The organism is Saccharothrix lopnurensis, assembly GCF_042658445.1.
In the GTDB taxonomy this organism is placed as follows: Bacteria; Actinomycetota; Actinomycetes; order Mycobacteriales; family Pseudonocardiaceae; genus Actinosynnema; species Actinosynnema lopnurensis.
This window is the reverse complement of the sequence record NZ_JBHSQO010000001.1, coordinates 78,954-93,803: the sequence shown is the minus strand read 5'-3', so window position 1 is coordinate 93,803 and position 14,850 is coordinate 78,954. Positions and strand designations below refer to the sequence as shown.

At 75.1% G+C, this 14,850-nt stretch carries 10 protein-coding genes; all 10 read right to left on the bottom strand.

The features are described from left to right. Positions 1–177: 177 nt before the first annotated feature. The gene (locus ACFP3R_RS00445) at positions 178–1,575 is read right to left on the bottom strand and encodes an aspartate aminotransferase family protein (RefSeq protein ID WP_380631609.1); all 1,398 of its coding nucleotides are present in this window, start codon (positions 1,573–1,575) and stop codon (positions 178–180) included. Further along, on the bottom strand, positions 1,572–2,930 hold the full coding sequence (locus ACFP3R_RS00440; RefSeq protein ID WP_380631607.1) for a methylaspartate mutase: 1,359 nt from the start codon (positions 2,928–2,930) through the stop codon (positions 1,572–1,574). Before ACFP3R_RS00440 ends, ACFP3R_RS00445 begins: the two co-directional genes overlap by 4 nt. Next, on the bottom strand, positions 2,923–3,357 hold the full coding sequence (locus ACFP3R_RS00435) for a cobalamin-dependent protein (protein WP_380631605.1): 435 nt from the start codon (positions 3,355–3,357) through the stop codon (positions 2,923–2,925). Before ACFP3R_RS00435 ends, ACFP3R_RS00440 begins: the two co-directional genes overlap by 8 nt. Positions 3,358–3,455: 98 nt before the next feature. Next, positions 3,456–4,691 carry a fatty acid desaturase gene (locus ACFP3R_RS00430; protein WP_380631603.1) on the bottom strand — a complete coding sequence of 412 codons (1,236 nt, stop codon included), beginning with the start codon at positions 4,689–4,691 and terminating at the stop codon, positions 3,456–3,458. Then, positions 4,688–6,193: a pyridoxal phosphate-dependent decarboxylase family protein gene (locus tag ACFP3R_RS00425; RefSeq protein WP_380631601.1), complete on the bottom strand. Its 1,506-nt coding sequence runs from the start codon at positions 6,191–6,193 to the stop codon at positions 4,688–4,690. The genes ACFP3R_RS00430 and ACFP3R_RS00425 overlap by 4 nt, the downstream gene beginning before the upstream one ends. A 19-nt stretch (positions 6,194–6,212) precedes the next feature. Then, a complete protein-coding gene (locus ACFP3R_RS00420) occupies positions 6,213–7,475 on the bottom strand; it encodes an MFS transporter (RefSeq protein ID WP_380631599.1) in 1,263 nt (420 codons plus the stop codon). A gap of 8 nt (positions 7,476–7,483) precedes the next feature. Next, complete coding sequence (locus tag ACFP3R_RS00415; RefSeq protein ID WP_380631597.1) at positions 7,484–10,075, bottom strand: ATP-grasp domain-containing protein; 2,592 nt, start codon at positions 10,073–10,075, stop codon at positions 7,484–7,486. Continuing rightward, positions 10,072–11,361, bottom strand: coding sequence for an ATP-grasp domain-containing protein (locus ACFP3R_RS00410; protein ID WP_380631595.1), 1,290 nt, complete (start codon positions 11,359–11,361; stop codon positions 10,072–10,074). The genes ACFP3R_RS00415 and ACFP3R_RS00410 overlap by 4 nt, the downstream gene beginning before the upstream one ends. Then, complete coding sequence (gene hypF / locus ACFP3R_RS00405; RefSeq protein WP_380631593.1) at positions 11,358–13,781, bottom strand: carbamoyltransferase HypF; 2,424 nt, start codon at positions 13,779–13,781, stop codon at positions 11,358–11,360. The genes ACFP3R_RS00410 and hypF overlap by 4 nt, the downstream gene beginning before the upstream one ends. Further along, a complete protein-coding gene (gene hypE, locus ACFP3R_RS00400; RefSeq protein ID WP_380631591.1) occupies positions 13,775–14,794 on the bottom strand; it encodes a hydrogenase expression/formation protein HypE in 1,020 nt (339 codons plus the stop codon). The genes hypF and hypE overlap by 7 nt, the downstream gene beginning before the upstream one ends. Between the last annotated feature and the right edge of the window lie 56 nt (positions 14,795–14,850).

The following is a 14,850-nucleotide window of genomic DNA, read 5'->3' as shown; positions in this document are numbered from 1 at the left end:
GTTGCGGTGGCGTATGCGGTTTTGGATACGCCCGCGATACGCGAACCCGGCGCCGTCCTCGGGCGCGTACCGGGCGCTGCCCCCGGGCTCCTCCCGGAAGCGGTGCCCCTCCCGGGTCCGCAGAGGCACGAAGGACGGGGGAGGCCGGCGAACGCGCCGGCCCCACCCGCCCTCGCGTCACACCACGTGCTTGTCCGCGTGGTTCAGCGCCTCGTCGAGGATCGCCAGGCCCTCCAGGGCCTCCTCCTCCGTGGTGTTGCACGGCGGGACCACGTGGATGCGGTTGTAGTTGTAGACGGGCCACATGCCGGCCGCCTTGCAGGCCGCGACCACCTCGTTGACCGGCTGGTTCTCGGCGCCCGAACCGGCGTAGGGCACCAGCATCTCCCGGGTGCCCCGGTCGCGGACCAGGTCCAGCGCCCAGAAGACGCCCAGGCCGCGGACCTCGCCCACGGACGGGTGGTGGGCGGCGATCTCGCGCAGGCGGGGGCCAATGACCGACTCGCCCAGCCACGCCGCGTGCTCGATCATGCGCTCGTCGCGCATCGCCTCGATGGTGGCGACGGCGGCGGCGCAGGCCAGGGGGTGGCCGGAGTAGGTGAGCCCGCCCTGGTAGACGCGGTCGCGGAAGGTGTCGTGGACGGCGTCGGAGATGAGGACGCCGCCCAGCGGGACGTAGCCGGAGTTGACGCCCTTGGCGAAGGTGATGAGGTCGGGCGCCACGTCCCAGTGGTCGACGGCGAACCAGGCGCCGGTGCGGCCGAAGCCGGACATCACCTCGTCCGCGATGTAGACGATGCCGTGGCGGTCGCACAGTTCGCGGACGCCGGCGAGGTAGCCGGGCGGGGGCACCAGGACGCCGGCGGTGCCCACGACGGACTCCAGGACGACGGCGGCGATGGTGCCGGGACCCTCGAACCGGATCACCTGGTCGAGGTGCGCCAGGGCGCGCTCGCACTCCTCGGCCTCGGTGGTGGCGTGGAAGTGCGAGCGGTAGAGGTAGGGGCCGAAGAAGTGGACGATGTTGGGTCCGCTGTGGGCGGCGGCGTCGTTGTCCCAGCGGCGGTGGTCGCCGGTCAGGCCGATCGCGGTGGCCGTGGCGCCGTGGTAGGAGCGGTAGGCCGACAGGACCTTGGGGCGGCCGGTGTGCAGGCGGGCCATGCGGACGGCGTGCTCGTTGGCCTCCGCGCCGCCGCTGGTGAAGAACACCCGGTCGAGGCCGGGGGGCGCCAGCCCGGCGATCAGCCGCGCCGCCTCGCCGCGCACGTCGTTGGCGAAGGTGGAGGCGATCATGCAGATGCGGTCGGCCTGCTCCTTGATCGCCGCGACCACCTTCGGGTGACCGTGGCCGATGTTGGAGTTGATGAACTGGGAGGCGAAGTCCAGGTAGCGCTTGCCGTCGTAGTCCCAGAAGTGGCGGCCCCGCGCCGCGGCCACCGGGATGGGCGACACCGCGTCCTGGGCCGCCCACGAGTGGAACAGGTGTGCCCGGTCCAGTTCCCGGACCCGGGCGCCCTCGTCGGGGTCCGGGGTGAACCCGTCCGGCAGCGCGGTGTTCGCCTCGCCGATGATCATCGTGGCACCATCCCTCGGTCTTGTTGGAAGTAGTGGATGTCGGCGCTGGTCGCGGCGAACACGCTGCGGTCGTCCCCGGGGCCCAGGAGCGCCGCGTTGCGGCGGCGGACGGGGTCGGAGAACGGGAGGCGGGCGCTGTCGCCGTAGCGGATGGCACCACTCGGGTCGCGGCGCGGCACCACCTCGGCGCGCGCGTGCCTGCTGGCGCTGAACGGCACGTCCAGCCGGCCCGCGGCGAACGCCGCCTCGATGCCCCGCGCCAGGTCCGGTCCCTGGAGCACGGGGTCGACCAGGTCGGCCACCTCGCGCTCGATCCAGTGCTGCTCCTCGGCCACGCGGTCCTCGTCCAGGCGGGCGAAGCCGAACAGGTCGGCCGCGCCGAGGGCGGCCAGCGCCAGGCCGTCGGCGTTGGCGCGCGCGTCGGGGATGCCCTCGGCCTCCTGCTCGGTCTTGGTGACGACCTTCGCCGCGCCGCCGAGCCGGGCGACGAGCCCGCCCTGCACGATGAGCGCCGAGGCCGCCGGGCGGCTCCTCGGGAAGGGCCCCATGTACTGGTGCAGCACCGCGTGGACCTCGACGCCGAGGTAGCGCCGCGCCAGCGAGCGGATGGCGCGCAGCGCCGCGACGTCCTGGTGGGTCTCGCCGCCCTGCGGGTAGGAGACGGACAGGCACCGCACGCCCGCCTCGACCGCGCCCACCGCCTCCAGCAGGGTCATCGCGATGCTGGTGGACGGCGGGACCAGGACCGCGGTGAGCGTGCCGAACAGCTCGCGGTCGACCACCACGCCGTGCTCGGCCAGCAGGCCGCACACCTGGTCCACCTCCCGCCACGCGCGCAGCGAGACCGCGAGCGGCACGTCCTTGGCGTAGGGCAGGTTGTAGCCGATCGGGCCGCCCTCGAAGGAGGTGATGCCGGCCGCGAGGGCGACGGCGAACAGGTCCCGGGGGTCGGGCGAGCCGTGCCGCACCTGGAGCGGGACGCCGACGGACGCCACCAGCTCCCGGCCGCGCCGCCACCCGTGGGCGACGAGCGGGTAGCCGTTGAGGTCGGCGGGGCTCCCGGCCGCCAGCCGGGCGGCGGTGGCGAAGTCGCGCAGGCGGGTGTGCGAGTCGATGGTGATGGTGAGGATGCCGGGGCCCGCGCGCTCCAGGGTGCGCAGGAGGTCGACCATGCCGTCGTGCGCGCCGATCCCGCAGCGCGGCTGGGTCACCGGGACGCCCGCGGCGCCGGCGTCGGCGAGCACGTCGGCGACGCGCCGCCGCCCCGGGGCGGCCAGCCGCTCCAGCACCTCCGACCACGGCGGCAGCGCCGCGGCGACCTCGTGAGCGAGCGACAGGCCGGGCACCTCAGCCATCGACGGCGCCCACCGGGGTCGCGGCGCGCAGCACGTCCAGCAGCAGGACCAGCTCGGTGGCGTCGGTGAGCACGTGGTCGACGCCGAGTTCGCGCAGCCGCTCCGCGGCGCGGCCGTCCTTGCGGCTGCCCACCGACAGGTTGCCGCCGACGACCACCGGCCGGTCGAGCAGGCCGGCGGCGCGCAGCCGCGGCAGGTCGGCCAGGTCGGTCACCGCGTGGCCGTTGACGCTGCCGATCAGCACCGCCTCGGCCTCCGGGTGCTCCAGCAGGGCGGCGGCGAACTCGGTCAGCGGCGTGCACACGCCGAGGTTGACCACGGTGAAGCCGTGCCCGGTCAGCTGCATGGCGATCAACCGGTTGGCGACGGCGTGCGCGTCGCTCGCGGCCACGCCGAGGATCACCGTCCGTCCGGTGGGTTCGTTCACGGGGGCTCCTTTGCCGTGCTGCGGGATTCCGTCCTGCGACATCATGTCCTGGGGATTCCGCGCCGCGGATCGCGTGCTGCGGGATCCCGTGCCGCGGGTCAGTCGTCGAACGCGGCGAACAGCTCGCGGCTGGAGACGTCGGCCAGCCGGTCCGGGTCGTACTCGGCCGGGTCGGCGACGCGCAGCGAGTCGAAGACCGCGTCGATGGCGGGGACCAGGCCCCAGACGTGCCGGTAGGGCGGCCAGCCCGGCGTGCCCGCCGCGGCGTCGGCCTCGCGGGCGAAGATGTAGTCCGCCCACTGCCGGCTCATCGGGAAGCGGTGGTGGAAGTCGTGGCAGACGGTGTCCCCGGTGAGCACGAGGTAGCGCGCCGGGAAGTGCACCACCAGCAGCCGCGCCCACCACCGGGTCCACGCCGCGGCGGCGCGCGGCCCGCGCAGCGCGCGGTCCGGGGCGCGCTCCCCGATGAAGATCGCGTTGGTCAGGCTCGCGAAGTACGCCCGGCCGCGCCGGTCGCGCTGCTCGGCGGTCGGGAAGGTGTGCTTGACGCACAACCGCAGGGTGTTGCTGACCTGGAAGAACACCGTGAGCGGCAGCAGCCAGCAGACCAGCAGGAACACCGCGGCGTCGGCGGCCACGGCGGTCGCCGCGACCGAGCCGTGCAGGGCGGCGGCCCCGATCCTGGCGCGGGTGGACGAGCCGTGCGCGTAGGAGCGGACGCGGGCGATCAGGAACGTGGTGTGGAACCGCGGGGAGACCAGCAGCCCGAGCACCCGCCGCCACATGTCCCGCCGGGACATGCCCGGCCGCAGCCGCAGCGTCAGCAGGAACGCCTGCACCGTCGGGTCGCGCAGCGTCATGTGGTTCACCGCGTGGTGGTCCACGACGTGCTCGCGGCTGTAGGCGGTGAAGCCCTGGATGACCAGCAGCGCCGCGATGAACCGCCCCAGCGCCGAGTCGGCCCGGCGCCGGTTCCACATGTTCCGGTGCGCGCACTGGTGGAACATCATCATGCGCAGGTTGCGGATGCCGTGCAGCACCATCGACCAGCAGGGGACGAGCAGCAGCAGCGCCCAGCCCGACCAGCGCAGCGCGAACCACCCCGCCACGAGCCCGCAGCCCACCGAGAGCAGCGCGTTGACCAGGTGCGCGGTCGGGGTGAAGCGGAACGGCCGCTGCCCGGCGGTCGGCTTGCCGGTGAGCAGGGTCAGCGGCAGCGCCAGCACCCCCGGGCGCGGCATGGAGTCGCGGACGGACACCCCGTCCCGGTGCTCCCCCATCGGGACGTCGTGCACCGGGGGCAGCGGCGCGCCTCCCCCCGCCGAGCCGATCACCGCTCCCCCGCCGCTCTGGTGTCGAGCTCCTCCGCCAGCGCCAGCAGGTCCGCGATGACGGCGTCCACCTGGGCGGGGGTGGTGTCCGGGTTGAGCATGATCAGCTTGAGGTAGACCCGGCCGCCGTTCAGGTGGGTGCGGGCGATCAGCGCGCGGCCCTGCTCCATCACCCGGCGGCGCAGCGCGCCGTTGAACGCGTCGGGGTCCTGCGGCCCGGCGGGCAGGTAGCGGAACAGCAGCGCCGTCATGGGCGGGTCCACGGGCACCTCCACCCGCGGGTGCTCGGCCAGCCGGGCGGCGGCGTGCCGGGCCAGGTCGTGGCAGGTGTCGACCAGCTCGGCCAGTCGGCGCGCGCCCAGGGTCCGCAGCGTGACGGCGATCTTGAGCGCGTCCACCCGGCGCGTGGTCTGGAGCGAGGTGTTCTGCGAGCCGATGTAGCCCGCCAGCGTGTCGTCGTCGGCGCTCAGGCAGGTCGTGGGGTCGAGCCCGAAGGACGCGAGGGTGTCCGCGGCGCGCACCAGCATGATCGCGGCCGACGCGGGCACCCAGCCGAACTTGTGCAGGTCGAGGGTGACCGAGTCGGCGCGCTCGATGCCCTTGAGCAGGCCGCGCAGGCGCGGGGAGAACAGCGCGCCACCGCCGTAGGCAGCGTCGGCGTGCAGCCACACGCCGTGCCGCTCGGTGACCTCGGCGATCTCGTCCAGCGGGTCGACCACGCCCAGGTCGGTGGAGCCCGCGCAGGCGATGACCGCCACGGGGACCTCGTTCTCCGGCAGCCCGGCCAGCACGCGCTCCAGGGCGTCGCCGCGCATCCGCCCGTCGGCGTCGGTGGGGACCGTCCGCAGCGCGTCCTCGCCGATGCCGATGATCCGGGCGCCGCGCTGGATGGAGAAGTGGATGCCCTCGGGGCACACGACCACCGGCTGCACGCCCAGGGCGGGCAGGCCCTCCTTGGCCGCGAACCGGACGGTGCGCAGCCCGAGGGTGGTGTCCCGGGCGGCGATGAGCGCCATCAGGTTGGACACGCTGCCGCCCGCGGTGAGGGTGCCGCCGCAGGTGGCGGGGTCGTAGCCGACCAGCGCGCCGAACTCGGCGATGACCCAGCGGTCCAGGGCGAGCCCGAACGGGCCGCTCTCCCACGCGTGCAGCGACTGGTTGAGGGTGGCGGCGACCACCTCGGCGGCGACGGCCGCGGCGGTGGGCGGGCACTGCATCCGGGCCAGCGCGGCGGGGTGGGTGACGTCGACCGACCAGTCCGCGAACGGGCCCGCGAGCGCGGTGAGCGCGTCGGCCGGGTCGCAGCCCTCCTCGGGGAGCAGCGGCCCGGACAGGACGGCGTCGGCGGCGGCGCGGGCGCCGGCGGGTCCGCCCGCCCGGACCGGGCCGGGGCGGTCGACGGCGGCCTTGGCGACCAGGTCCAGTGCCGTGTCGAGCAGGGTGCGCAACTCGGCGAGCCCGGCCGGGGTGCCCGCGGGGCTGTACGACGTCTCGGATCGTGTCATGGTGATCTTCCTCGGTGCGTTACGCGGCGGGTGCCTTGCTGGGGGCGCTGTCGGGGTGGTCGGGGAATTCGGTCAGCCGCGGGACGGGCGAGAACACGACCCACAGCAGGGCCAGCACGAAGGAGCAGGCGGCGGCGAAGAGGGCCGGTCGCAGCCCGATGGACTCGCCGAGCACGCCGCCGACGAACGCGCCCAGCGGCAGCGGGCCCCAGGCCAGGAACCGGCAGCCGGAGTTGACCCGGCCCAGCAGCCGCGCCGGGGTGATGGCCTGGCGCAGGCTCACCACGTGGATGGTGGCCGTCGTGGCGCCCAACTGGCCGAGGAACAGGCCCAGCGCCATCATCGCGATGCCCGCCGCGCCCCCCGGCGCCAGCGGCAGCAGCAGCGGCGCCAGGCAGCACAGCAGCACCTCGGCGACGATCGCCCGGCCCAGGCCCAGCCGGCGCTTCACCGCGCCCGCGGTGATCGCACCCAGCAGGGAGCCCAGCGCGCCCAGGGCGAACAGGAGGCCGATGGTCGACGACGACAGGCCGAGCTGGCGCGCGGCGTAGACCACGAACACCGTCTGGAGGGCCATCCAGCAGAAGTTGTAGGTGCCCGCCTGGAGCGCGCACGCGCGCACGTAGGCGTTGCCGAACACCAGGCGCAGCCCCTCGCCGATGCTGCGCACGACGGACGTCCGCTGCTCCGGCCGCTCCGGTTCGGGTTCGGGGCGGCGGATCGCGGTCAGGCCGAGCACGGAGACCACGTAGGAGGCGCCGTTGACCAGCAGCGCGATCGGCGCGGTGAGCCACCCGACGAGCACGCCCGCCAGCGCGGGCCCGCCGACCTGGGCGACGGAGCCGCTGGCCTGGAGCTTGCTGTTGCCCTCCACCAGGTGCTCGCGCGCGATGAGGGAGGGCAGGTAGGACTGGTAGGACACGTCGAAGATCGCGGTGAAGGTGCCGATGGCGAAGGCGACGGCGTAGAGGTAGCCGATGTGCAGCACGTCCAGCACCGCGCACAACGGGATGCTGGTCACCAGCACGGCGCGGGCCACGTTGCTCCACACCATCAGCGGTTTGCGCGCCCGCCGGTCGACCCACACCCCGATCAGCAGGCTCAGCCCCAGGAACGGGGCGTAGGACGCCGCGTTGAGCAGGCCGAGCTCCGCGGGGCCGGCGTCGAGCTGGTAGACCGCCGCCAGCGGCAGCGCCAGCTGCGTCACCTGGGCCCCGAACTGCGAGACGGTCTCACCGCCCCACAGGCACAGGAAGTCCCGGTCGCCCCACAGGGCGCCCATGCGCCTCTTCACGCGCCGCCGTCCGGGTCGTCGACGTGGAAGGCGCAGCCGATCTGGGCGCCGTTGGACATGCTGACGATGCCGGTGTGCACGTCCGGGATGCCGCGCACGAGCATCCCGGCGTAGCGGGAGCCGACCATGAGCACCCCGTAGGCCACCACCATGTCGCGCAGGCCGGGCCCGTCGTCGGCCACGAACCGCTCGGTCAGCGGGTAGACGCGGCGCTGCACCACGAAGGGGCCGTCGACCGCCCCGGTGACGACGCGGTGCCACTCGTCGGCGGGGGTGGTCCACCCGGTGACGACGCCGACGCCGCCGTAGAGCAGGGTCGGCTTCAGCACCAGGTGCTCCTGGTTGGCCAGCGCGTAGGGCAGCAGGTCGACGGTGTCGCCGTCCACGTGGACCTTCTCGTCGCGCACGAACCGCGTCCACGGCAGCACGCGGTCCACCAGCGCCCGCTCGGCCTCGTCGAACGCGCCCGCGTTGCGCTCGTCGCTGAGCATGGCGAGGCTGCCCTTGTTGCCGTACAGCTCGCAGTCGAGCCCGGCGAACATGAACGTGTGCCCGGCCTCGTGGGCGGCGAGCAGCGGCGCGACGAGGTCGTGCCCGCGCTGGTCGTCGGTGATCTCGCCGGGCAGGAAGATGCGGTAGACGATGTCGACCTTGCGCCCGTGGACGTACGGGACGCCGTCGCGGTACTCCAACTGCCCCAGGTGGCACACCACCGGGTCGAAGCCCAGGCGCATCCACACCGGGACGGTGAAGTCCAGCCACGGCTTGCTCTTGTCGAACCCGTCGGGCCACTCGGTGATCGCCAGCAGGGGCCGCGACGGCATGTCCCGGTCGGCGCACTCGGCGCGCAGCAGGTCGGCGATGGCCTCCAGCGGGCGGGCGGCGACCAGGTCCTCCTCCGCCATGAACCGCCGGAAGGGCAGGTCGTGGCGCATGGCGTCGGTGAACTCGGTCATCTGCCACCCGCCGAGCGCGCTGCCGGTGTTCAGCTCCATCAGGCGGAACCCGTCGGGCTCGCGGTACATGTCGGCGCGCGACATCGGCGCGGGCGGGCGGTCGGCGCCGCGCAGCACCAGGTCGGTCTGGGTGCGGGACATGCCGACGGCGGTGGCGAACGCGCGGCGGTCGCCGCCGAACAACCGCTCGGGCAGCGCCGCCAACAGGTCGAACACGCCGTTGAGGTCGTCCTCCACCCGCTGCCGCTCGGTGGTGGACAGGAACACCGGCCGGTTCAGCGCCTCCCCGCCGCCCGCGCCGTAGCGGAACCACTCGACCCCGCGCACGCCGGAGACCACCATCCGCTCCCGGCCCCGCTCGGCGGCCAGGAACCGGCGGGTCACCGCGTTCTCGGCCCGCGCGCCCAGCGCGGCGGACGGGCCGCCCGACTGCACCACGCGCACGGCGTCCTCGGCCAGGTCCAGCGCCACCGAGCAGTTCCGCGCGGTGTCGGCCACCGCGATCAGGGCGGCCGTGCGCGGGGTGAGGGACTTCGGCGGCAGGGCCAGGGCCGTGCCGGGCGCGGCGAGGGCGACGGCCTCGGCGATGCCGGGGACGGCCTGGGCGGCGGCGAGGTCCACCGACTCCACCACGCCGTCGCGCAGCGGGTACAGGAACCGCACCTCCGCCCACCCGGTGACGCGGGGGGTGAGGTCCGGCGTCGCGCCCATGGCCAGGTCGGCGGCCGCCAGGGCCAGGTCGATCCCGGTGGCGAGCCTGCCGACGTGCGGGATCAGGTCGCCGCCGAGCCGACCGTTCAGCTCCACCACGCGCGGCCCGGCCGCGGTCAGGCGCAGCTCGGTGTGGGTGACGCCGAGGGTGACGCCGAGCGCGGCGTGCGCGGCCCGCACCTGCTCGGTGACGGCCGCCGCCCAGGGCTCGTCCCGCCACGGGCCGACCAGGTGGCCGACCTCCTCGAAGTAGGGCGGGAACCCCAGGCGCTTGCGCGCGACGAACACCGGGTGGACGACGCCGTCGACCACGCAGCAGTCGACGCTGATCTCCGGGCCCGCCAGGAACTCCTCGACCAGCACCCCGGGTTCGACGCGCAGGCCCGCGAACCCGGTGCCGGCCGCGGTGGCGTACGCGGCGTCGAGGCCGTCGGCGTCCTCGGCGACCACGACGCCCAGGCTGCCCGCCAGGGAACGCGGCTTGAGCACGACCGGGTAGCCGATCTCGGCCGCGGCGGCGCGGGCCTCCTCCACGCCGTGCGCCAGGCGGTGGCGGACCGCGGGCAGGCCGGCGTCCCGCAGCGCGGTCCTGGCCCGGTACTTGTCGCGGCAGGCCGCGGCGGCCGACGGCGACAGGTGCGGCAGCCCGAGCCGGTGCGCGACCTCGGCGGTGGCGGCCAGGGACACCTCGTCCCAGGTGTAGACGCCCTCGACGCCCAGTTCGGCGACGGCGGGCGCCAGCGCCTCCGGGTCGGTGGTGTCGGCGGTGCGCGAGTCCACCAGGTACGGGGCCTCCCAGGTCACCGGCTGCCCGGTCACCAGCGCCACGTCGTAGCGGGCCGCGATGGCCGCCAAGGCGTACTCGCGGTACTCGCGCAGCCTGCTGCCCACCACGGCGATCCTGCGGCGCCCGACGCTCATCCGGCCATCCCCTCCTCCTGGCCCGGAACGCGTTCCAGGACCTGTTCCACTACGTGCTGCCACCCCGGCTCCGGCACCGGCTCCGGCACCGGCGCGCACCGCAGGCGCAGGGCGGCGAGGGTACGGCCCACGGCGGCCTCCACCTCGGCGCTGGTCGGGCCGCTGAACCGGAAGCGGGCCCCGACGTGCTCGTAGCCGCCGACCCTCGGGATGACGCTGCCCTCGGCCGGGACGACGGCGGCGTACGGGCCGTCGGCGAGGTCCAGGCCCGACTCGACGACCACGCAGGGCGCGGGCACCGGGACGGGGACCAGCAGCCAGCCGCCGATCCCGCCCAGCCCGGGGTCCGCGCACACCGGGGCGCGCCCCAGCTGGATGTCGACGGCCGCCGCCATGAGGTCGACGCCGTGCACCTCCCGCCACAGGAACGGGATCTCCGCGCCGCCCACCCGGGCGCCCGCCTCCAGGAAGGTCAGCAGCACCCCCTCGGGGGTGCGCTCGGCGAACGCCTCCAGGTGGAACACCCACGGCCCGTCGCCGAGGGCGGCCCCGACCCGCGCGGCGAGGCTCCCGGCCGCGGCGCGCACCGCGTCGTCGTCGGACTCGACCGAGCCGAGCGCGACGCCCTCGGTGAACTCGCGGCAGGTGTTGACGTAGCGCGAGACCCGCCACGGCCCCAGCGCCTCGCCCGTCCACAGCCCGTCGACGTGCAGCACCTCGTGCGGGACGTGCGCCTGCACCAGGTGCGGCTCGGCGGCCAGGTCGGCGGTGAGGTCTGCGCCGGCCAGGTCGGCGGGCCCGCGCAGCACCCGCACGCCCCGGCTCGCGGTGCCCCGGCGCGGTTTGACCACCACGGGCCAGCCCTCGTCGTCGGCGAAGGCGAGCACGGCGGCGGTGTCCGGCGCGGCGGCGGTGGGCGGGACCGGCACCCCGGCGGCGGCCACGGCGGTGACCATCGTGAGCTTGTCCCGGAACGGCGCCAGCGCGTCCGGGCCCTGACCGGGGCAGCCGAGCTCGTCGCGCAGCGCGGCGGCGGCGTCGAGGTCGCCCTCGTTGAGCGCGACGACCCGGTCCGGCCTGCCCAGCCGGTCGACGGCGGCGCGCAGCTGGGCCAGGTCGTCGGTGGCGGCCACGACCACGACGTCGGCCGCGGTCGGGGGCACCGACTCCGCGCCCAGCGCCGTCGTCACGTACGACACGCGGTGGGCCGCGTGGTCGAGGTAGTCCGCGTACCGGGCGTGGTGGTCGCGCCAGCGGTGGACCACGAGGATGTGCTCACGGGTCATGGTGCCGTCCCGCCTGTAGCGCTCCGGTCCTGCGTGCTCCGGTCTTCGGCGCTCCGGTCCTGCGCGCCCCCGGCCTGCGCGCCCCCGGCCTGCGTGCTCCGGGCGTGGGCGACGAGGACCTGTCCCAGCGCGATGCCGCCGTCGTTGGTGGGCACCTGCCGCTGGCAGTGCGCCGCCAGCCCGGCCCGCCGCACCTCGACCAGGCAGTTGAGCAGGAGGAACTCGTTGAGGAACACGCCGCCGGAGAGCACGACGTCGCGCGGGGCGCGCGGGGCGGCCGCGATCAGCGCGCACTCCTCGGCCACCACCCGCACCACGGCGCTGTGGAAGCGCCTGCTCAGCTCCGGGGTGCCGACGCCCGCCGCGAGGTCGTCCGCCAGCGCCCGCACCACCGGGGCGGGGTCGAGCTCCACCAGGTCGTCCACCGGGGTCCGGTCGAAGCGGTACCTCGGGTCCGGGGCCGCCAGGGTGTGGTCGCGGTCGAGCAGGCCCTCCAGCTCGATGGGGCCCTGCGCCTCGTACTCGGCCAGCGAGCACACGCCCAGCAGCGCCGCCACGGCGTCGAACAGCCTGCCCATGCTGGAGGCCGGCGGGGCGTTGACGCCCCGCCGGGCCATGGTGGCGAAGACGTGCCTGCGCTGCTCGTCCAGCTCGGCGAGCGCGGGGAAGGCGGCCACGGCCGCGCCCGGCTCGCCGAACACGTCGAGGGCCAGGGCGTAGCCGGTGCGGATCGGCTCGCGCACGGCCTGGTCGCCGCCGAGCAGCGGCAGCCTGCGCAGCCGGGCCACGCGCACCGCGTCCGCGTAGCCGCCCACCAGGAACTCGCCGCCCCAGGTGGTCTCGTCGGGGCCGTAGCCCGCGCCGTCGAAGACCACGCCGATGGCCGGGCCCGCCACGCGGTTCTCCGCCATGCAGGAGGCCATGTGCGCGTGGTGGTGCTGCACCCGGTGCACCTCGTCCACCGGCTGCTCGCCGACGGCGAAGCGGGTCGCGCGGAACTGCGGGTGCAGGTCGGTCGCCGCCACCCGGGGCGCCAGCTCGTGCAGGTCGGCGAGGTGGCGGGCGGTGCGCCGGTGGGACTCGAAGGTCTCGTCGTTCTTGAGGTCGCCGATGTGCTGGCTGAGGTAGACGCGGGTGCCGTGCGACAGCGCGACGGTCGTCTTCAGCTCGGCCCCGTAGGCCACGACCGGGGTCAGCGGCACGCCGGTGTCCACCGGGTAGGGGGCGTAGCCGCGCGAGCGGCGCAGGAAGCTCACGACCGGCTCGTCCAGCTCCGGGTGGCTGGACCAGCGGACCACCGAGTCGTCCACGCGGACCTCGATGTCGCGGTCGTGGTGCAGGACCAGGTCCGCCACGGCGAACAGCCGGGCGAGGGCGTCGGCGTTGCGGTACTCGATGGGGAAGCCGGAGATGTTGCCGCTGGTCATCACCAGCACGTCGAGGCCGGGCCGGTCGACGAGCAGGTGGTGGTGCGGCGCGGACGGCAGCATCACGCCCAGGTTGGGGTTGCGCGGGGCGATGGTCCCCGGCAGCGCGCCCGGCCGCTTGCGCGCCAGCACGACGGGGCGCGCGGGCGAGTCGATGAGCTGGACCTCGCCCGGGGTGGGCGCGGTGACCTCGGCCGCGGTGGCGAGGTCGCGGACCATGATGGCGAACGGCTTGGCGTCGCGGCGCTTGCGGGACCGCAGGCGGGCGACGGCGGCCCCGTTGCGGGCGTCGACGGCGAGGTGGAACCCGCCGACGCTCTTGATCGCCACCACCTCGCCGCGCGCCAGCGCCGCCGCGGCGGCGTCGAGCGCGGCCGGTCCGTCCACCGCCGACCCGTCGGCGGCGGTCGCGGTGAGGCGCGGCCCGCAGTCGGCGCAGGCGTTGGGCTGGGCGTGGTAGCGGCGGTCCAGCGGGTCCTCGTACTCGGCCCGGCACGGGTCGCACATGGTGAACGCGGCCATCGTGGTCTGCGCCCGGTCGTAGGGCAGCGCGCGCACGATCGAGTAGCGCGGCCCGCAGTTGGTGCAGTTGATGAACGGGTAGCCGTGGCGGCGGTCCGCCGGGTCGCGCAGCTCGGCCAGGCAGTCCGCGCAGACGTAGGAGTCCGCCGGGACGATGGCGGACCTGTCCCCGCCCAGCCCGCTGGCCCGGATGGCGAAGGCGTCCTCGTCGGGGACGGGGACGACGTCGCGGGTCACCGCGACCCGCTCGACCCTGGCCTGGGGCGGGGCGAGCGCGGTGAGGCCGTCGGTGAAGGCGTCGAGCGCGTGGTCCGGGCCCTGCACCTCGATCAGCACGCCCTGCGGGTCGTTGAGCACCCAGCCGGTGACGCCGAGGTCGACGGCCAGCTTGTAGACGAACGGCCGGTAGCCCACGCCCTGCACCACGCCCGCGACCCGCACCCGCCGGCGGGCGGCGGTCCCGGTCAGCACAGGCGCGGCAGCTCGGCGCCGAGCAGCTCGTCCACGCGGGCCGCGGTGCCGTCCTCGGCGCGGGAGAAGACGCCCGCCCCCTCGTCGGTCCCGACCTCGCCGATCGTCACCGCGTGACCGCCGTAGCGGTGGGCGCGCAGCGCGGCCAGCACGTCGGCCTCGGCCGCCGGGTCGACGAACAGCGCCAGGCAGCCCTCGTTGGCCGTGTGGATCGGGTCGATCCCCAGCATGTCGGTCGCCATCCTGGTCTCGAACTGCACCGGCAGCGCCGCCTGGTCGAAGCGCACCGGGCGGCCGACCGCCGCCGCGTACTCGTGCAGGACCGCGGCCAGCCCGCCCCGGGTCACGTCCCGCATGGAGCGCACCGCGCCCGCGGGCACGGCGGCCAGCAGCTCGTCGACCATGCCGTTGAGGGGCGCGCAGTCGCTGAGCACGCGGGTCTCGAAGCCCAAGCCCTCGCGGATGGACAGCAGGTGCACGGTGTGGTTGCCGATCGGCCCGGACAGGACGACCCGGTCACCGGGCCGCACGTGCCGCATCCGCAGCGGCTCGCGCTCGAACACCCCGACGCCCGCGGTGTTGAGGAAGATCTTGTCGGCCTCGCCGCGCCCGACCACCTTGGTGTCGCCGCACACCACGTGGACACCGGCCTCCAGCGCGGTGTCCCGCACCGAGGTGACGACCTGGCGCAGCCGCTCCATCGGCAGCCCGGCCTCGATGATCATGCCGAGGGTGAGGTAGAGCGGGCGGGCGCCGACCACGGCCAGGTCGTTCACCGTGCCGCAGACGGCGATCTTGCCGATGTCGCCGTTGCCGAAGAACGGCGGGTCGACGACGAAGGAGTCCGTCGTCATGGCGATGCGCCCGCCGGGCAGCGGCAGGGTGGCGCTGTCCTCCATCTCGCCGAGGTACGCCTCGCCGAGCAGGTCGACGATCTCGCCGATGAGTTCCTGGCTGAGCTTGGCGCCGGTTCCGTGGTCGAGCACGACCTCGGCGGAGGTGGCCAGCGTCATGGGAGTGGTCCCCTTGTCCTCGGTCTGTCCTGGTCTGCGTGCCGGCCGGGGGCCGG